This window comes from Streptomyces lienomycini (assembly GCF_027947595.1).
In the GTDB taxonomy this organism is placed as follows: Bacteria; Actinomycetota; Actinomycetes; order Streptomycetales; family Streptomycetaceae; genus Streptomyces; species Streptomyces lienomycini.
In genome coordinates this window covers 7,158,256-7,177,675 of record NZ_CP116257.1, presented here as the reverse complement: position 1 = coordinate 7,177,675, position 19,420 = coordinate 7,158,256, and the positions used below count along the sequence as shown (strand labels likewise).

General features: G+C 72.9%; 12 protein-coding genes and 1 pseudogene. 9 read left to right on the top strand and 4 right to left on the bottom strand.

From position 1 onward, the window contains the following. Window positions 1–66: 66 nt before the first annotated feature. A complete protein-coding gene (locus BJ961_RS32650; RefSeq protein WP_271416361.1) occupies window positions 67–618 on the bottom strand; it encodes a YwqJ-related putative deaminase in 552 nt (183 codons plus the stop codon). A gap of 280 nt (window positions 619–898) precedes the next feature. Here BJ961_RS32650 and BJ961_RS32645 point away from each other — a divergent pair, with 280 nt between their 5' ends. From BJ961_RS32645 to mfd, 6 genes and pseudogenes are all read left to right on the top strand, one after another. Beyond that, window positions 899–1,915: an SMI1/KNR4 family protein gene (locus tag BJ961_RS32645; RefSeq protein ID WP_271416360.1), complete on the top strand. Its 1,017-nt coding sequence runs from the start codon at window positions 899–901 to the stop codon at window positions 1,913–1,915. A 7-nt stretch (window positions 1,916–1,922) separates the two neighbouring features. Beyond that, window positions 1,923–4,735, top strand: a pseudogene (locus BJ961_RS32635) (SUKH-4 family immunity protein). Between the two features lie 201 nt (window positions 4,736–4,936). After that, the gene (locus BJ961_RS32630; RefSeq protein WP_271416358.1) at window positions 4,937–5,827 is read left to right on the top strand and encodes a cellulose-binding protein; all 891 of its coding nucleotides are present in this window, start codon (window positions 4,937–4,939) and stop codon (window positions 5,825–5,827) included. 402 nt (window positions 5,828–6,229) lie between these two features. Beyond that, complete coding sequence (locus BJ961_RS32625) at window positions 6,230–7,018, top strand: ABC transporter ATP-binding protein (RefSeq protein WP_271416357.1); 789 nt, start codon at window positions 6,230–6,232, stop codon at window positions 7,016–7,018. After that, window positions 7,015–9,582 (top strand): ABC transporter permease, encoded by a 2,568-nt coding sequence (locus BJ961_RS32620; protein WP_271416356.1) that lies wholly within the window; start codon window positions 7,015–7,017, stop codon window positions 9,580–9,582. The genes BJ961_RS32625 and BJ961_RS32620 overlap by 4 nt, the downstream gene beginning before the upstream one ends. A gap of 290 nt (window positions 9,583–9,872) precedes the next feature. Further along, window positions 9,873–13,406 carry a transcription-repair coupling factor gene (gene mfd, locus BJ961_RS32615; protein WP_271416355.1) on the top strand — a complete coding sequence of 1,178 codons (3,534 nt, stop codon included), beginning with the start codon at window positions 9,873–9,875 and terminating at the stop codon, window positions 13,404–13,406. Between the two features lie 160 nt (window positions 13,407–13,566). On the opposite strand, the gene BJ961_RS32610 is transcribed toward mfd, so the two are convergent. Continuing rightward, on the bottom strand, window positions 13,567–13,767 hold the full coding sequence (locus BJ961_RS32610) for an antitoxin (protein ID WP_271416354.1): 201 nt from the start codon (window positions 13,765–13,767) through the stop codon (window positions 13,567–13,569). A 132-nt stretch (window positions 13,768–13,899) separates the two neighbouring features. Between BJ961_RS32610 and BJ961_RS32605 the strand changes: the two genes are divergently transcribed. After that, window positions 13,900–14,670, top strand: a complete 771-nt coding sequence (locus BJ961_RS32605; protein WP_271416353.1) for an HNH endonuclease family protein — start codon at window positions 13,900–13,902, stop codon at window positions 14,668–14,670. 61 nt (window positions 14,671–14,731) lie between these two features. On the opposite strand, the gene BJ961_RS32600 is transcribed toward BJ961_RS32605, so the two are convergent. Next, on the bottom strand, window positions 14,732–15,559 hold the full coding sequence (locus tag BJ961_RS32600) for a hypothetical protein (RefSeq protein ID WP_271416352.1): 828 nt from the start codon (window positions 15,557–15,559) through the stop codon (window positions 14,732–14,734). A gap of 315 nt (window positions 15,560–15,874) precedes the next feature. After that, window positions 15,875–16,387 (bottom strand): hypothetical protein, encoded by a 513-nt coding sequence (locus BJ961_RS32595; RefSeq protein ID WP_271416351.1) that lies wholly within the window; start codon window positions 16,385–16,387, stop codon window positions 15,875–15,877. Window positions 16,388–16,610: 223 nt separating this feature from the next. Here BJ961_RS32595 and BJ961_RS32590 point away from each other — a divergent pair, with 223 nt between their 5' ends. Continuing rightward, the gene (locus BJ961_RS32590) at window positions 16,611–18,647 is read left to right on the top strand and encodes an HsdM family class I SAM-dependent methyltransferase (protein ID WP_271416350.1); all 2,037 of its coding nucleotides are present in this window, start codon (window positions 16,611–16,613) and stop codon (window positions 18,645–18,647) included. A gap of 141 nt (window positions 18,648–18,788) precedes the next feature. After that, window positions 18,789–19,412: a hypothetical protein gene (locus tag BJ961_RS32585; protein WP_271416349.1), complete on the top strand. Its 624-nt coding sequence runs from the start codon at window positions 18,789–18,791 to the stop codon at window positions 19,410–19,412. Window positions 19,413–19,420 lie beyond the last annotated feature (8 nt).

Here is a 19,420-nt window from a genome sequence, read left to right as displayed (position 1 = left end):
GTTTCGGTCGGCTCGGTCGGCTCGGTCTGCTGGGCCTGCTCGTCGGCGGGGGGCGCCCGGTGGACGTCAGTCCTCGCGTGTGGTGGGGGTGGGGTCGACGATGCGGACGCCGAAGTGGGCGCTGAGGGCGGTGCAGGCGCGGCAGGGTGGGGCGAAGGCGCCGTGGAGGGGGTCGCCGTCCTCGCGGATGCGGCGGGTGGTGAGTTTGGCGTGTTTGAGTGCTTTGCGGGCTTCGCCGTTGGTCATGGGTTTTCGTGCGGCGCGTTTGCTGCGGGTGGCGTCGGCGGTGGCGAGGTGCCGTGAGATGAGGATGGTTTCGGCGCAGCGGCCGGTGTAGCGGTCGCGTTGGCCGCTGGTGAGGGTGTCGAGGAAGTCCTGGACGAGGTGGTGCAGGGCGGGTGGGGTGTCGGCGCGTGTGGCGGTGCCGGTGAGGGTGGTGCCGCGTACGGAGAGGGCGGCGGCGACGGTCGGGAGTATGCCGTCGCGGCGGTGCCGGAGGGTGGGGGCGCGGTGGGCGTCGGTGCTGCTCCAGCCGATGCGCGGGTCGCCGCCGCGGGGGTCGCCGCCGCGGGGGTCGTCGGACCGCCCGGTGGCGGGTCCCGTTTGTGTCGCACTCATGATCGTTCCCCTCCTGTGCATCCCCCCGGAGGTCACAGAGTGCCAAATCTCGTGGCTGCTGCGGAAGCTGGGGCGTGGCGACACGCCCGGGTATGGGCGGTGTGTCACGGAAGGGTGACGGCTGGTCACGGAAGTGGAGGTGCGGGGGTCGGGTGCGGGGTCCGGTGCCGGTGACCCCTTGCGTCGTACCGCATAGGCTGTCGGCACCGTGATTGCGTGCGGTGGCCGGACAGTGCAAGACACAGCAGACAGCAGACAGACGCCGCAGGGGGCAACCGCCATGACGACAGGTCGGCTCGGGCAAGCGGCCGCGCCGCCGAACGCGGCCTATGCCGGGCAGGTCGTGCATTTCCCGGATCCGGTGCGGGCGGCCCGTCACCCGAGAGGGGTACGGGTGGACGAGGGTGGTTACCCCGTCTTCTCGCCGTACGCCCGTGCGGTCGCGGAGATCGCGGATCCGCCGGAGGGGTTCGGGGTCGACGAGTTGCGGCTGACGGACTACGTGTCGGCGAACGCGGCGTTGTCGGCGTCGGGGCACGAGTTGTGGGACACGGTGCCGGCGGTGGCGACGCCGCACGGCTGGACGTGGCACCACGTGGCCGGGTCGCGGCGGATGGAGCTGGTCCCGGTCGAGGTGAAGGCGCTGCTGCGGCATCACGGTGGGATCGCGACGGCGGCGGTGGACCAGGCCAAGCGTGGGACGCGGCCGTTGCAGGAGACGCGTCCGGCGCACTTCGGTCTGCCCAAGTCGGGTGTGGCGGTCACGGAGCAGCAGGTGCAGGGGGTCGAGGAGGATCTCGGGTACCGGTTGCCGGGGGCGTACCGGTCGTTCCTGAAGGCGGCGGGTGGTTGTGCGCCGGTGGGTACGGCGTTGGACGCGGAGTTGGGGCTGCTGGTGGACCAGCCGTTCTTCACGGTGCGTGAGGAGGCGGCGGTCAATGATCTGGTGTACGTCAACAAGTGCCTGCGGGACCATCTGACCAAGGACTTTCTGGGTGTCGCGTTCGTCCAGGGTGGTCTGCTCGCCGTGAAGGTGAAGGGCGAGCGGATCGGTTCGGTGTGGTTCTGCGCCTATGACGATGTGCGGGACGTGGACCCGTCGTTGCCTCCGGCGGATCGGGTGGAGCGTCTGCTGCTGCCCTGTGGTGCGGATTTCGACGCGTTCCTGTCGCGGCTGGCGGGGTCGCCGCCCGAGCTGGAGACGGTGGCGAACCTGATGGTGGACGGCGGTTTCGCGCGTGCGGTGCCTGTGACGGCCGCGGCTTCTGCTGCTTCGGTGTCTTCGGCGGGGGAGTGAGCTGACGATGGTGACGTTCGCGCAGGCGCAGGAGCGCGCGGAGGAGTGGGTCAACGGCGAGCTGCCGGCGTATCAGCACCGCGAGGTGCGGGTGCGGGAGTTCGGCCTGGGGTTCGTGATGTGGGCCGAGGACCGTGCGGACGGTCCGCGTTCGGACGGTGGCGGGCAGCGGCTGGTGGTCGCCCGGGACAGTGGTGAGGCGACGCTGTGGCCCTCGTTGCCGGTGGGCGAGGTGATCCGCCGGTACGAGGAGGAGTACGGCCGTCCGGACGAGGCGGAGGTGCCGGCCGCGGTGCCCGCGGCGCGGGTGGATCTGAACCAGACGTCGTTCCTGTTGAGTCCGCCGGAGTGGTTGCAGGAGGCGGCGGACAGGATCGGCATCCCGGACCGTCGGCGGGAGGACCGGGAGGACCGGGAGGACCGGGAGGACCGGGAGGACCGGGAGGGCCGGGAGGGTCGCGGTGAGGCCGGGGGTGCCGGGGACGCCGGTGGCGTCGGGACCGGGGCTTCTGCTTCTGCCTCCGCTCCTGCCCCTGTCGCTGCCTCCGGGAGCGGTGCGGGGTGGCCGGCCGCCGGTGAGAGCGCCGGTGGCTCCGGGGCGGGCGCGGGTGCGTCCGGTGCGCCGAGTGCGCCTGCCGGGGCGACGCCCTGGGCGGGGACGGACACCAACGCGGACGCCGGTGAGGACCGCTCCGTACCGTTGCCGCAGACCGTGTTCGCGCCGCCGTTGAGCGGTGCCGACGACGACACGCCGCCGCCTTCGGCGACGTCGGACGCCAAGACGGCGCTGATGTCGGGCGGCAGCGGACTTCCGGCTACGGCGCTCTCGCCGGCCGTGGGCGATCCGGACGCGCGGTCCGTGCCCGGCGGGCCCGGGGTGCCGCAGACGCCGCCCGCGTCCGCCGCTCCGGGGACGCCGCCGCCCCCGGCGCAGCCGTCCGACGGTCCCGTGGCGCCCGCCACGCCGCCCCGGCCGCTCGCGCCGAACGCCGGGGACATCGCCGACGCCGCGACCAGCAAGGCGGCGCCTCCGCCGCGTCGTGGCGGTGCGACCACGCCGCCTCCGCCGGGCGCCCCGGGTGTGCCGGGCGCGCGTCCGGGGAGTGCGCCCGCGCCGTCGGGGCCTGCGGCGCCGGGTGCGCCGGACGCGTCGGCGGGGGTTACGTGCCGACGCAGTTGGTGCCGCCGCTGGGTCCGGAGGGGTCGGGCGGGCCGGGTACGCCGTCTCCGTCCGGCGCCGGGCCGCAGCCTCCGGCCGGTCCGGGCACGCAGCCTCCGGCCGGTCCGGGCACGCCGCCTCCGTCCGGCGCCGGGCCGCAGCCTCCGGCCGGTCCGGGGGCGCCGGGTACGCCGCCTCCGCCTCCGCCGGGTGCTCCGGGTGCTCCGGGTGGGACGCCGCCGGGTGGGGTGCATCATGCGGCGACGATGCTGGCCGACCCGGGCCGCACGGGCGGCGGGGCTCCGCAGCCGCCGGGCCCGCCCGGTCCGCCCAGTCCTCCCGGGCCTCCTGGTGCCCCCGCTGCGCCGGGTGCTCCCGGGGTGCCGCCGGGGGCGTCGTCCGGGCCGGGTGCGCCGCCGCCTCCTCCGGCCGCTCCCGGGGTCCCGGGTGCTTCCGGGCCGCAGGGTTCCGCGGGGGGTGCGGGCGGTGCCGTGCACCACGCGCAGACCGTGCTGGCCGCTCCCTCGGTGGGCGGTTCCGCCGGTATCGGTGCGCCTCCGCCGCCCCCGGGCGCTCCGGGTGTTCCGGGTGCCGCACAGCCCGTGCCGTCCGGTGCGGTGCCGCCCGGCGGGCAGCCCGTGCCCGGTCAGCCTCCGGCGTACGGCTATCCGCCCCAGCCCACTGGTCAGCCGACCGTCGGACCGGGCTACCAGGCCGTGCTGCGCTACCGCGCCCAGGACGGCTCCGAGCAGCAGCTGATCCGGCGTTCCGCGCCGGGTACGCCGCACCCGGAGTGGCAGATGTTCCACGAGTTGCGGGCCATGAACGTGCCGTCGGACCAGGTGCTCGAGCTGCACACCGAGTTGGAGTCGTGCGAGCTGCCGGGTGCGTACTGCGCGCGGATGATCCGGGAGCAGTGGCCGCAGGCGCGGATCACCTCGATCGCGCCGTACGGCCTGGACCACGCGAGCCGGCAGCAGGGCATGCAGCAACTGCTGGCGCACCAGGGCGAGTTGCATCAGGTGGCCGACGGTCCGGCGCGTCCGGCGCCGGTGCGTGCTCCGCTGCCGCAGGTGCAGCCGGCGCCGCCGGTTCCGCCGGAGGCCATCGGGCAGGAGCTGGGCGGCGCGTTCGGTCCGGGGGTCTTCCGGTTCGAGCAGGCCGCGGTGTCCCGGCAGGGCGTGCCGCCGATCGTGGCGCACACGCTGGTGGCCGCGGGGCTGCCGATGGACATGGGGCCCTTCTTCTGGGCGCAGGCCCAGCCGGGGCGTCCGGTGCCGACGCTGGCGGAGCTGGCGGCCGAGCGCGGTGTGCAGCCGGCCTCGGACGCGGGGTCGTACCTGGTCGTGGGCAGTGACTTCGGCCGGGCGATCTGTGTGCAGTACGGCACGGCGGCCATCGTGGCGGTGCCGGTGGAGGCGGGTCCGGGCGGTGCGTCCGTGCCGCCGCAGTTCGTGAACACCGGGCTGCCGGAGTTCGCGCGCTGCCTGGCGCTGCTGGGGCGGATGTGGCGGCTCAGGTTCGGTCTGAACCAGGAGCAGGCGGGCCGCTGGACGGTGGACTTCCAGGCGCAGTTGGCGGCGCTGGACCCGGCGGCGCTCGGCTCGCCGGAGAGCTGGTGGTCGGTGCTGCTGGAGCAGATGTGGGACGGGCTGCTGTGAGGCGCCCGCGCCGCTGACGTACCCGAGGGGCGGGGTCCGGTCGACGTGTGTGTCGGCCGGGCCCCGCCCTTTGTGTGCGGTGTGTCGCGTTATGAGGGCCCGCGCCCGATCCATAAAGTCGGGTAAGTCCATTTAGTGCGGCGTCGGTGCGGCATTGATGCGGCATCAGTGCGGCAGGTTCACCACAGGGGTGTGATGACCATGAGCGGCGCGTCCGCGTCTCCCCACGGCTTCGCGACCGTACGCGGGCGCGAGCGCGGCTACCGTCCCGAGCAGGTGGAGGAGTACGCCGAGGCCCTGTCCGCGGAGCGTGACGCGGCCTGGGAACGGGCCGCCCGGCTCACCGTGCTGGCCAGGGAGATGGAGGAGGACCTGGGGGACCTGGAGGAGGTGGTCGCCCAGCTCACCGCGCAGGACTACGAGGCGCTGGGAGAGCGCGCCCGCTGCCTGTTCCGACTCGGCCGGGAGGAGGCCGGGGCCGTGCGTGAGCGGGCGCGCGGTGCCGGGCAGGAGAGGGCCGAGGACGCGCGGGCGTACGCGGCCGGTGTGCTGGAGGCGGCCCGGGAGTACGCCGACGCCGTACGGGCCGAGGCCGACGAGCGGGCCCGGCAGCGGCTGCTAGGGGCGCGCGCGGAGGCCGACGAGGTGCGGGTCGGGGCGCGGCGCGAGGTGAAGGCGGGGCGGGCCGAGGCGCTGTCCGCGCTGCGCGAGACGCGTCGGCGCACCGACGCGATGCTCGCCGATCAGGAGCGGGAGCACGCCGAACGGCTGGCCGCCGTCGAGCGGGCCGAGGAGGAGGGCGCGCGGGCGCTGGATGCCGGTCACGCGGAGTCGGTGGCGCGTGCCGAGCAGGCGGTGCGGGAGGCGGAGCGGGACCTGGCCGACGCCCGGGAGGCGGCCGGGCGGCGGCAGGAGGAGGCCCGCACCCGGGCGGCCGAGGTGGTCGCCGGGGCCCGGGCGCGGCAGGAGGGGATCGCCCGCGAGACCGAACGAGTGCTGCGCGAGCACGGGGAGCGCTGGGACGAGGTCCAGGCCCACATGGCCTCCGTGCGCAGCAACCTCAGTTCGCTGACGGGGCGTGCGGTGGAGTAGGAGTGCGGTAGGAGCGGGGTGGCGGCGGGGGAGTCGGCGGGGCGGTGGGTGGAGGGTGGGTGCACCCTCGGGAGGAGGACGTACCCCTAGGAGCACTCCACCTCAGGGTGGGCTGCCCCTAGGGGTACCTCCGTACTACGGCTCGGGGAGGGTTCGTACCGACGGAGGACGAGACGGACCCCCTGTCGTCCTTAGTCTGGCTTTACGCCGCTGGGGGGCGGTGAACCGGACCCGCGGGGGTGGGGTTTTCCTCAGTAGAAGACTGCGCTGAACACCAGCGCGGTCGACCCCCGCTTCCGGAGAGACTCTTCGAGGCAGCGGCACGGCGCCCGCACGGCGGCCCTCACACACGACGACCGCGGCACCGGCAGCTCACTCGATGACCGACATAGGAGACTTGACATGACATCGGCCGTAAGTATTCCCACGCACGGGAGCACTGGAGGGCGTACGGCCGTTGCCGCGCGAGCACGGCAGGTCGTGAAGGCGTACGGTTCGGGCGAGACCCGGGTGGTCGCCCTCGACCACGTGGACGTGGACATCGCCCGGGGCAGGTTCACCGCGATCATGGGCCCGTCGGGGTCCGGCAAGTCCACGCTGATGCACTGCCTGGCCGGCCTGGACACCGTCACCAGCGGGCAGATATACCTCGACGAGACCGAGATCACCGGCCTGAAGGACAAGAGGCTCACCCAGCTGCGCCGGGACCGGATCGGTTTCATCTTCCAGGCGTTCAACCTGCTCCCGACGCTCAACGCGATCGAGAACATCACGCTGCCCATGGACATCGCCGGCCGCAAGTACGACCGCGCGTGGCTGGACCGGGTCGTGGAGACCGTGGGCCTGGCCGGGCGGCTCAAGCACCGGCCCACCCAGCTCTCCGGCGGCCAGCAGCAGCGCGTCGCGGTGGCGCGTGCCCTGGCTGCCCGGCCCGAGATCATCTTCGGTGACGAGCCGACCGGAAACCTCGACTCGCGCGCCGGTGCCGAAGTCCTCGGCTTCCTGCGCCAGTCGGTCACCGAACTGGGCCAGACCATCGTGATGGTCACCCACGACCCGGTGGCCGCCAGCTACGCGGACCGGGTGCTGTACCTCGCCGACGGCCGGATCGTGGACGAGATGCACCAGCCGACCGCGGAGGCCGTGCTCGACCGCATGAAGGACTTCGACGCCCGGGGGCGCACGTCATGACCGTCGTGAAGACCTCGATGCGCAACTTCCTCGCGCACAAGGGCCGCATGGCGCTCTCGGCGGTGGCGGTGCTGCTGTCGGTGGCGTTCGTGTGCGGCACCCTGGTGTTCACCGACACGATGAACACCACCTTCGACAAGCTCTTCGCCGTGACCTCCTCGGACGTGACGGTCGCCCCGAAGGACGCCGAGGCGGAGAACGCGCCGCAGAGCGGGGTGCCCGAGTCGCTGCCGGCGTCCACCCTGGAGAAGATCCGCTCGGCCGAGGGCGTGGAGTCGGCCGAGGGCGCGGTCGTCTCGATGAACGTGACCGTCGTCGACGCCGACAACGACAACGTCGGCGCCACCAGTGGCGCCCCGACCCTCGCCGGGAACTGGACCAAGAACGACCTGCGGTCCATGGAGATCACCTCCGGACACGCCCCGCGCGGCCCGACCGAGACGATGGTCGACTCCGACACCGCCGACAAGCACGACCTGAAGATCGGCGACGAGCTGCGCACCATCGCGCAGACCGGCGACTTCAAGGCGCGGATCGTCGGCATCGCCTCCTTCACCGTCACCAACCCCGGTGCCGCGGTCCTCTACTTCGACACCCCCACCGCGCAGCGCCAACTGCTCGGCGGCCCCGACCGGTTCAGCCAGGTCAACGTCACGGCAGCGTCCGGCGTCACCGACGCCCAGCTCAAGCAGAACGTGGCCGGGACCCTCGGCGCGGGCGCGTACAAGGTCCAGACGGCGAAGGAGGCGTCCGACGAAGGCCGCGCGGACGTCGGCGAGTTCATGGACGTCATCAAGTACGCCATGCTCGGCTTCGCCGGGATCGCGTTCCTGGTCGGCATCTTCCTGATCATCAACACCTTCTCCATGCTGGTCGCCCAGCGCACCCGGGAGATCGGCCTGATGCGGGCCATCGGCTCGTCCCGCCGGCAGGTCAACCGCTCGGTGCTGGTCGAGGCGCTCCTCCTCGGCATCGTCGGTTCCGTCCTCGGCGTCGCGGCCGGTGTCGGCATCGCCATCGGGCTGATGAAGCTGATGTCGGCGGCGGGCATGAACCTGTCCACCGACGACCTGACCATCAAGACCGCCACCCCCGTGATCGGCCTGGTCCTCGGGGTCGTGGTCACCGTCCTGGCCGCCTACCTGCCGGCCCGCCGCGCCGGCAAGGTCTCCCCGATGGCCGCCCTGCGTGACGCGGGCACACCGGCCGACGGCAAGGCCGGCTGGATCCGCGGCCTGATCGGCCTGGTCCTCACCGGCGCCGGCGCGGCCGCACTGCTCACGGCCGCCTCCGCCGACAAGGCGAGCGACGGTTCGCTGATGCTCGGCGCGGGCATCGTGTTCTCCCTCATCGGGTTCGTCGTCATCGGGCCGCTGCTGGCCGGGTTCGTGGTGCGGGTGATCAGCGCCGTGCTGCTGCGGGCCTTCGGTCCCGTGGGCCGCCTCGCCGAGCGCAACGCCCTGCGCAACCCGCGCCGCACCGGCGCCACCGGTGCCGCCCTGATGATCGGCCTCGCGCTGGTGGCCTGCCTGTCCGTCGTCGGCTCCTCCATGGTCGCCTCCGCCACCAGCGAGCTGGACAAGACGGTCGGCGCGGACTTCATCGTCCAGGGCAACCAGCGGATCGTGCCGCAGGCCGAGAAGGCCATGCAGGACACGCCCGGCCTGGAGCACGTCACCCGCTACAAGGTCCTCGACGCCACGCTGACCTCGCCCGACGGCAAGACGGACGACGACGGCGTCACGGCCGCCGACCCCACCTACGCCGAGGACGTGCGCCGCGCGACGACGGAGGGCAAGCTCTCCGCCGCCTACGGCACCGACGCCATGTCGGTCGGCTCGGACTACGCCGAGAAGCACGGCGTCCACGTCGGCGACACCGTCTCCGTCGCCTTCAAGGGCGGCGAGACCGCCAAGCTCCAGGTCGCCGCGATCACCAGCGACGACGTGGCCATCGACCAGGGCGCCCGGTACATCAGCATCGAGACGATGCGGAAGTACCTGCCCGCCGAGAACGTCCCGCCGAACACGATCATGTTCGCCAAGGCGAAGGACGGCCAGTCCGACCAGGCGTACACCGCGCTGAAGAAGTCGATGGACGCCTACCCGCAGTACCAGGTGGCCGACCAGACCGACTACAAGCAGGAGCTGAAGGACCAGATCGGCCAGCTGCTGAACATGGTCTACGGCCTGCTCGCCCTGGCGATCATCGTCGCCGTCCTCGGAGTGGTGAACACCCTGGCGCTGTCGGTGGTCGAGCGGACCCGCGAGATCGGCCTGATGCGGGCCATCGGCCTCTCCCGCCGCCAGCTGCGCCGCATGATCCGCATGGAGTCCGTGGTCATCGCCCTCTTCGGCGCTCTGCTCGGCCTCGGTCTGGGCCTGGGCTGGGGAGCCACCGCGCAGAAGCTGCTCGCCCTGGAGGGGCTGAACGTCCTGGACATCCCCTGGCCGACGATCATCGGCGTCTTCATCGGCTCGGCCTTCGTGGGCCTCTTCGCCGCCCTGGTCCCGGCCTTCCGGGCGGGCCGCATGAACGTCCTGAACGCCATCGCGACGGAGTAGCACCCGTCCCTACGGCCACCGCACACGGGGGTTGCGGGGGAGAGCCCGGCGCCGACGTCCCAGGGGGGCGGAGGCGCCGGGCTTCTTTTGTGGGAACTTCTCGCCCCACCGAGTCCGGCGCCGGGCGCGCACGGGCCTGGTACGGCCGCCGCGGCGCCGGCCACCACACATCCGGAGTCGTCCACAGCCCCCGACGCACCCGAGCGGACCGACGTACGCTGGAGACACCCCGGCCCGCAGCGCGCGTCGGGCCCGTCGTGTTGTACACCCCCGCACGGAAAGCGCCCCGAATGAGCCTGCACGGTCTGCTCGACGCCGTCGTCAAGGACACCGCCCTCGCGGAAGCGATCTCGGCGGCCGCAGACGGCAACCGCATGCACGTCGACCTGGTCGGTCCGCCCGCCGCCCGCCCCTTCGCGATCGCCGCCCTGGCCCGCGAGACGGGCCGCACCGTCCTGGCGGTGACGGCGACGGGACGCGAGGCGGAGGACCTGGCCGCGGCGCTGCGCTCACTGCTGCCGCCCGAGGGCGTCGTGGAGTATCCCTCGTGGGAGACCCTCCCGCACGAGCGGCTCAGCCCGCGCAGCGACACCGTCGGCCGCCGCCTGGCCGTCCTGCGGCGCCTGGCTCACCCCCGGCCCGACGACCCCGAGACCGGCCCGGTCTCCGTCGTCGTCGCCCCCGTACGCTCCGTGCTCCAGCCCCAGGTCAAGGGCCTGGGCGACCTGGAGCCGGTCGCCCTGCGCACCGGGCAGGGCGCCGACCTGGAGGAGATCGTCCAAGCCCTGGCGGCAGCGGCGTACGCCCGCGTGGAGCTGGTGGAGAAGCGCGGCGAGTTCGCCGTGCGCGGCGGCATCCTGGACGTGTTCCCGCCGACCGAGGAGCACCCGCTGCGCGTCGAGTTCTGGGGCGACGACGTCGAGGAGATCCGTTACTTCAAGGTCGCCGACCAGCGCTCCCTGGAGGTCGCCGAGCACGGGGTGTGGGCCCCGCCCTGCCGTGAGCTGCTGCTGACGGCGGATGTGCGCGAGCGGGCCGCCGCCCTCGCCGAGGACCACCCCGAGCTGGGCGAACTGCTCGGCAAGATCGCCGAGGGCATCGCCGTCGAGGGCATGGAGTCCCTCGCCCCGGTCCTCGTCGACGACATGGAACTGCTCCTCGACGTGCTGCCCAAGGGCTCGATGTCCCTGGTCTGCGACCCCGAGCGGGTCCGCACCCGGGCCGCCGACCTGGTGGCGACCTCGCAGGAGTTCCTCCAGGCGTCCTGGGCGGCCACCGCGGGCGGGGGCGAGGCGCCGATCGACGTGAACGCGGCCTCCCTGTGGTCCATCGCGGACGTCCGCGAGCGGGCCCGCGAGCTGGACATGATGTGGTGGTCGGTGTCGCCCTTCGCCGCCGACGACGCGTTCGAGGAGGCCGACACCCTCAAGCTCGGCATGCACGCCCCCGAGACCTACCGAGGCGACACCGCCAAGGCACTGGCCGACACCAAGGGCTGGCTCGCCGACGGCTGGCGCGCGGTCTACCTCACCGAGGGCCACGGCCCCGCCTCCCGCACCGTCGAGGTCCTCGGCGGCGAGGGCATCGCCGCCCGCCTCGACCAGGACCTCGGCACCCTCAGCCCCTCCGTCGTGCACGTCTCCTGCGGCTCGATCGACCACGGCTTCGTCGACCAGGCCCTCAAGCTGGCCGTGCTCACCGAGACCGACCTGACCGGGCAGAAGGCCGCCGGCCGCGAAGGCGCGCGGATGCCGGCCCGGCGCCGCAAGACCATCGACCCGCTCACCCTGGAGGCGGGCGACTACATCGTCCACGAACAGCACGGCGTCGGCCGCTACATCGAGATGGTGCAGCGCACCGTCCAGGGCGCCACCCGCGAGTACCTGGTCGTGGAGTACGCCCCCGCCAAGCGCGGGCAGCCCGGCGACCGGCTGTACATCCCCACCGACCAGCTGGAGCAGATCACCAAGTACGTCGGCGGCGAGGCCCCCACCCTGCACCGGCTCGGTGGCGCCGACTGGACCAAGACCAAGGCCCGCGCGAAGAAGGCGGTCAAGGAGATCGCCGCCGACCTGATCAAGCTCTACAGCGCGCGGATGGCGGCACCCGGTCACGCGTTCGGCGCCGACACCCCCTGGCAGCGCGAGCTGGAGGACGCCTTCCCCTACGCGGAGACCCCCGACCAGCTCACCACCATCGCCGAGGTCAAGGACGACATGGAGAAGACGGTCCCGATGGACCGCCTGATCTGCGGCGACGTCGGCTACGGCAAGACCGAGATCGCGGTCCGCGCCGCCTTCAAGGCCGTCCAGGACGGCAAGCAGGTCGCCGTACTCGTGCCGACGACGCTCCTGGTGCAGCAGCACTTCGGGACGTTCAGCGAGCGCTACGCCCAGTTCCCGGTCAGCGTCAAGGCGCTCTCCCGCTTCCAGACCGACACCGAGTCCAAGGCGACCCTGGAGGGCCTGCGCGAGGGCTCCGTGGACATCGTCATCGGCACCCACCGCCTCTTCTCCTCCGAGACCAGGTTCAAGGACCTGGGCCTGGTCATCGTCGACGAGGAGCAGCGCTTCGGCGTCGAGCACAAGGAGCAGCTGAAGAAGCTGCGCGCCAACGTCGACGTGCTGACCATGTCCGCGACCCCCATCCCGCGCACCCTGGAGATGGCGGTCACCGGCATCCGCGAGATGTCCACGATCACCACCCCGCCGGAGGAGCGCCACCCGGTGCTGACCTTCGTCGGCCCCTACGAGCACAAGCAGATCGGCGCCGCGATCCGCCGCGAGCTGCTGCGCGAGGGGCAGGTCTTCTACATCCACAACCGCGTCGAGTCCATCGACCGCGCGGCGGCCAGGCTCCGCGAGATCGTCCCCGAGGCGCGCATCGCCACCGCCCACGGCCAGATGTCGGAGCAGGCCCTGGAGCAGGTCGTCGTCGACTTCTGGGAGAAGCGGTACGACGTACTGGTGTCGACGACGATCGTCGAGTCCGGCATCGACATCTCCAACGCCAACACCCTCATCGTCGAACGCGGCGACAACTTCGGCCTCAGCCAGCTCCACCAGCTGCGCGGCCGCGTCGGCCGGGGCCGGGAGCGCGGCTACGCGTACTTCCTCTACCCGCCGGAGAAGCCCCTGACGGAGACCGCGCACGAGCGGCTCGCCACCATCGCCCAGCACACCGAGATGGGCGCGGGCATGTACGTGGCGATGAAGGACCTGGAGATCCGCGGCGCGGGCAACCTCCTCGGCGGCGAGCAGTCCGGCCACATCGCGGGCGTCGGCTTCGACCTGTACGTACGGATGGTCGGCGAGGCCGTCGCCGACTACCGGGCCTCCCTGGAGGGCGGTGTCGAGGAGGAGCCGCCGCTCGAGGTCAAGATCGAGCTGCCCGTGGACGCGCACGTCCCGCACGACTACGCCCCCGGCGAGCGGCTGCGCCTCCAGGCGTACCGGTCCATCGCCTCCGCGAACAGCGAGGAGGACGTCAAGGCCGTACGGGAGGAACTCGTCGACCGCTACGGCAAACTGCCGGAGCCGGTGGAGAACCTGCTGCTGGTCGCGGGGCTGCGTATGCTCGCGCGGGCGTGCGCCGTCGGCGAGATCGTGCTCCAAGGCAACAACATCCGCTTCGCGCCCGTGGAGTTGCGCGAGTCCCAGGAGCTGAGGCTCAAGCGGCTCTACCCCGGGAGCGTCATCAAGGCGGGCACGCACCAGGTGCTCGTACCGCGCCCGAAGACCGCGAAGGTGGGCGGCAAGCCGCTGGTCGGGCGGGAACTGCTCGGCTGGGTGGGCGAGTTCCTGACCTCGATCCTCGGGTCGTAGCCCTCGGCGACCGGCCGGGGACCGCAGCCCTGAGCGCGATCCCGGCCGCGTTTGCCCGTCGAAGAAGCCGTCCGCGGAACAGGTCCGCGGACGGCTTCGACGTGTGTGGGATGAGTGGTGGGGAGTGTGTGGCGGGAGAGAGCGTTCTCTGCGGTCGGTCCTATGGCTGGTCCGGCCGGTCGCCGCCCCGGTCGCGCCCGAAGCCGAGCTTGCCCTCGGCCTGCTGCTGTGCGGCGTCGACCTGCTTCTCGTACTTGCCGCCGGTCCTCTGGTTGACCTGGCGTTCGGCGGCGTCGGACATCTTCCGGGAACGGTCCTTGTCCTTGCCTGCCATGCTCTTCATCTTGTCGAGGAAGCCCATGCGGCGCTCCTTCCGAGACGTGACTCACCTCCGACCGTACGCCGGATATGCCCGCTGCGCCCACTGAGGCCCTCTATGGCCCGAACCTCTGCCTCGCTACCGTGGTCCTGAACAGCAAGGGGAGGGGCGCGCATGAGGCGGCACAGCAGGATCCGTACCGGGTGGGCCGCGGGTGCGGTCCTGACTCTGGCCCTGGTCACGGGGTGCGAGGGCATGGACGACGACGGGGCCTCCGCCGCGCGAGGCGGCGCCGAGGCCCCGGCCGCGGGCCACGCCGTCAGCCCGCTGGACAACCCGGACGGAACCGACCCGGGTCTCGCACCGCTCACCGGCGGCGCCCACGAGGCGAGCGCCCGCGAACTCATCGACGGTCTGAAGACCAAGGGCCGCGGCCCCAAGACGGGGTACGACCGGGACGAGTTCGGCTACGCCTGGATGGACACCGCCGACGGCGTCCCGTTCGCCCGCAACGGCTGTGACACGCGGAACGACCTGCTCAAACGCGACGGGCAGAAGGTGCGTTTCCGCTCCGGTTCCGACTGCGTGGTCGTCGCCATGACGCTGGACGACCCGTACACCGGGACGACCATCGACTGGCGCAAGCAGAAGGCGAGCGAGGTCCAGATCGACCACGTCGTGCCGCTGTCGTACAGCTGGCAGATGGGCTCCTCGCGGTGGCCCGAGAGCAAGCGCGAGCAACTGGCCAACGACCCGCTCAACCTGCTCCCCGTCGAGGGCCGCGCCAACTCCGCCAAGCGCGACTCCGGCCCGGCCTCCTGGCTGCCGCCCGACAAGTCGATCCGGTGCGCGTACGCCGTCCGGTTCGCCCAGGTCGCGGTCAAGTACGAGTTGGCGGTGACCGCACCGGACCGGGAGGCGATGCTGCGCCAGTGCGGCGGCTGAACCGGCGCCGACGCCGTACGCCGCCGCACGCGCCCCCGGTCGGTCGGTGCCGGGCGGCCGCTCAGCCGCCCAGTGCGTCCAGGTCGAGGACATCCCCGGTGGGCGCCTTGGCGGCGACCGGCTCGTCGTACGCGCTGAAGGTGATGGTGCCGGGGTCCTTCTCGGACTCGCTGTCGAAGCGCAGCAGGTACGGCTTGCCCTCGGTGGCGACGTACAGCGTGTTGCGGTCCGCGCCGTCCTTCTCGTGCAGGAGGAGCGCGGGCCTGCCGTCGACGTCGGTCCGCTCGCCGCGCGTCACGTCCTGCCCGGCGCCCTCCGCGTCGCCCAGCATGCCGTCCAGGTCGCAGAAGGCCGCCATGTCCTTCGCGTCCTGGCCGGTGGCGGCCATCCTGGTCCACCGCCCGGCCAGCATGTCCACGGCCGCGTCGGTCTCGGCCGCGGGCTCGCCCTCGCTCTGCGCCCGCAGGAACCGTTCGTCGTACTTCATGTACAGCGTGTCCCCGGTCTTGATCAGCTCGGCCTCGCCCTGTCCGTCCAGGCTCATCGTGCCGGCGCACTCGCCCTGCCGGTCCATGGCCATGTCGATCCGGATGGTGCCGCCGCTCTCGTCGTCGGAGACGTCGCCCGCGATCCGCAGCGAACGTGCGCCGGAGGTGGCCTCGACGGCCCGGTCGGCGATCTCCTTGCCGGTCAGCCCGGCGAACGGTTCCGCGGCGGCGGCCTTGGACGCGGACGCGGACGCGGAGGCAGGAGCGGAGGCGGAGGCGGAGGTTTTGGAGGTGCCGGCGTCGCCGTCCCCGTCCTGACCGGACTGACAGCCGGTGAGGCCGACGGTGGCCGCGGCGATGAGGAGAGCGGTGAGCGCGGTGCCGCGGTTGGAGCGACGCATGGTGGGATTCCCCAGGTTTCCGTGAACGATGAAGCGGTGGGTGGTGGGTGGTGGATGGTGGGTGGTTGGGTCGATCGTTCGATCGGCCGGTGGACGGGTCGGTGGACGGTCGGTGGTTCGGCGGCGCGGTCGGTCTAGCGGCTGATCGGCGCTCGCCGACCGGGGGTACTCGAAGGCCGCCCGGTGCCGCCCCGCCCGGCGGAGACCGGTGCGGCGGTGAGCCGTGGGCGTGGCGCCGGGCGGGAACCGAACACGACGGGGTGCGGAAGGGAACCGAAGTACCGGGGTGCGGGCCGGTGCTGACGGCGCCGTGGCTCAGAACTCGCCGTTGCCGAGGATCTCGCCCTCGGCGTCGTAGACGGTGACGAGACCGTTGTCGCTGTCCTTCCAGTCGGCGAACGCCGAGGCGATCAGCTTCGCCGAACCCGTGCCCTCGCCCATGATGCCACCGGTGAAGTCGGTGTAGACGTCGGCGGTGTCCAGGATGTCGTTCTGCTCCTCCGCACCCTGGACCTTGGTGACGTGGGAGACGGCCTGCTTCTCCGTGGCCGTGCCGTTCTTCTGCACGAAGGCCTTGAACCGGTCGGCCTGCGAGCCCTTCTCGGCCGCCTTGTCCTCGGCGGGCTTCGCCTCGGACGCACCGCCGGACTCGGCGCCGTCCGACGTCGCGCCGTCCGACTTCGCGCCGCCGGACTGCTCGCCCGAGGCGGCGGAGGTCCGGCTGTCGCTCTTGGCGTCGCCGTCCCCGCCGTCCGAGTTGGCCGACAGCGCGCCGATGACGGCGATCCCCACCACAGCACCCAGCGCGATCTTGGTCTTCATGCCCATGACGTCAGTCCTCTCCCCAAAGACAGCAGATCGGCGAAACGGAACGTCCAGGCCGTAAACCGTGGCGGCTCGGCATGGGGTGTTTCGCTGGGTCAATAAGACCAGAGCTTGTGAATCGAGTCAACACGGTTCACGTGGGAGTGGCTGTACACGACGTGAATCGGGGTTGGCGTGTGTTCGTCGGTAGGATCGACGCCACACACCAGGACGAGGGGGCTCGACCGTGCAGGACAACGGGACAGAGGTGACCGCCGCCGGTATCGCGCGGCTCGCCGGCGTCGGCCGGGCCGCCGTCAGCAACTGGCGCCGCCGGCACGCGGACTTCCCCAAGCCGGTCGGCGGCACCGAGACCAGCCCGTCCTTCTCCCTCGCCGACGTCGAGTCGTGGCTGCGCGCCCAGGGCAAGCTCGCCGAGGTCCCCCCGCGCGAACGCGTCTGGCAGCACCTGGCCGGCCACCCCGAGGGCCCGGTCACCGCCCTGGTGCACGCCGGCTGCGTCCTCCTGCTCATCCACGACCGCCCGACCCTCTGGCTGGAAGCGAGCGCGGGCTCCGACGAACGCCTCGCCGCCATGCTGCCCGCCGCCCTCGACCAGGTACTCGACGCCCGCCTCGGCACGGGCCCCGAGCGCACCGTCGCCACCCCGATCGGCCCCCGGCTGCTCCCCTCCGTCCCGCTCCTGCGCGGCACCGCCGAACTCGCCGCCGGGCCGGGCGCGCGCAAGACGTACGAGTTCCTGCTCGGCCGACACCTCGACGCCAACCCGCGGCACTACACGCTCACCCCGGATCCCCTCGCCGAGCTGATGGCCGAACTCGCGGGCCCCGCCCGCACGGTGTTCGACCCCGCCTGCGGCACCGGAACCCTGCTCCGCGCCGCCGCCACGACCCGCCCCGGGCAGGAGCTGTACGGCCAGGACAACGACCCCGCCCTGGCCGCCCTGGCCGCGCTGCGCCTCGCCCTGAGCACGGACGCCGCCGTGCGGGTCGCCGACGGCGACAGCCTGCGCGCCGACGTCCGGACCGGCCTGCGCGCCGACGCCGCGCTGTGCCACCCGCCGTTCAACGAACGCAACTGGGGCCACGACGAACTCGCCTACGACCCCCGCTGGGAGTACGGCTTCCCGGCCCGCACCGAGTCCGAACTGGCCTGGGTGCAGCACGCCCTGGCCCGCGTCCGGGACGGCGGCACCGTCGTCGTCCTCATGCCGCCCGCCGCGGCCTCCCGCCGCTCCGGCCGACGCATCCGCGCCGACCTGCTGCGCCGGGGCGCCCTGCGCGCCGTGATCGCCCTGCCGGTCGGCGCGGCACCCCCGTACAACATCCCCCTGCACCTGTGGATGCTGCGCCGGCCCGAGAAGGCGCCCGCGCAGCCCGAGGTACTGCTCGCGGACGCGGGGCAGTTCGCCGGGGAAGGCCGCGGCGGTCCGGACTGGCGGTCCGTGCGGGACGCCGTGCTCGACGCCTGGCGCGACTTCGACCGCACCGGCCGGCTCGACGAACGGCCGGGACTGGCCCGCTCCCTGCCCGTCATCGAACTCCTCGACGACGACGTCGACCTCGCCCCCGCCCGCCACCTGCCGCCCCCCACCGCCACCGGAGACACCGCACGGCTCACGGACGTGCGCGAGCGCCTGGACGAGACCCTGCGCCTGACCGCGGACCTCGCCCCCGCGGCCCCCGGCACCGGACGCGCCGCGCCCCGCCGGCCGCTCACCACCGTCGGCGAACTCGCCCGCGGCGGCGCCCTCGTGCTGCGCACCGGCACGAACGGCGGCCACGCGCGCGTGCCCCTGCTCACCGACCACGACGTACTCGCCGGCACCGGCCCCTCGGCCACCCTCCAGGAAAGCGACGAGGAACCCGTACTGACCGAACCCGGCGACGTCGTCGTGCCCGTCCTCGGCGGCGGATCCGTCGCGCGCGTGATCGACGACGCCACGGCCGGCGCCGCCCTGGGCCGCAACCTCGTACTCCTGCGCCCCGACCCCGCCGCCCTCGACCCCTGGTTCCTCGCCGGCTTCCTGCGCGGCACCGCCAACCACCGGCAGGCCAGCAGCTACGCCTCCACCGCCACCCGCCTCGACGTACGGCGCCTCCAGCTCCCCCGGCTCCCCCTCGACGCCCAGCGCGGCTACGGCGACCGCTTCCGCGCCCTCGACGAGTTCGAGCGGGCGCTGCGGCTCGCGGGCCGCCTGGGGGAGCAGTTGGTGCGGGGCATGTACGACGGGCTCACGGACGGCACGGTCGCTCCCGACTGACCGGCCCGCGCGGGCCGAGTGACCAGGACGACAACGGTTCGGTACAACCCGGGGCCGCTTGTCGGTGTCGGCCTATACGCTCGACTCCGCACCGGTCGTCGCCCGGTGCGCGTCCGTCTCGTCAGGTCTCCAGGAGAAGCCATGCTCGGCCCCGGCTACGCGCCGCCACCGCCGCCGCGCCGCCCCGCCACCGCGGTGCTGGTCCTGCTGCGCGTCTTCTTCGTGGCCCTACCCCTGCTGAGCCTCGGGTTCCTCGCCTGGATCTCCACCCTGTACGCGGCCATCGTGACCCGACGGCCGCGCGACTGGTGGGCCTTCGCGGCGTCCGCCGCCGTCCTGGTGGTCAGCTTCTGCTTCCTGGCCACCGACGACACCGACGACTTCAGCACCCCGGCCGGCACCACCGGCATGATCATCCTGCTGCTCAACGCCTGTGCCTGCGCCGGGTACTTCCTGTACGCGGACATCAGCCACCATCGGCGGCCGCCCGCCCCCGTCTTCCTGCCCCCGACGGCCGGCTACGGGCACCCGCAGCCCCCGTACCCCTACGCCCCGGCCGCCGTGCACCCGCCGGTCCCCCCGTACCAGGCCCCGCCGCCACAGCACCACCCCGCCCCGGCCCGCATCGACCAGGTCCGCGCCGAACTCGACGAGCTCAGCGACTACCTGCGCGGCCACGACGGCGGCAACCACGACGGCGGCAACCACGACGGCCGCGGCCAGGGCGGCCACCATCAGGGCGGCCACCACCAGGGCGGAAGGTGACCGTGGCG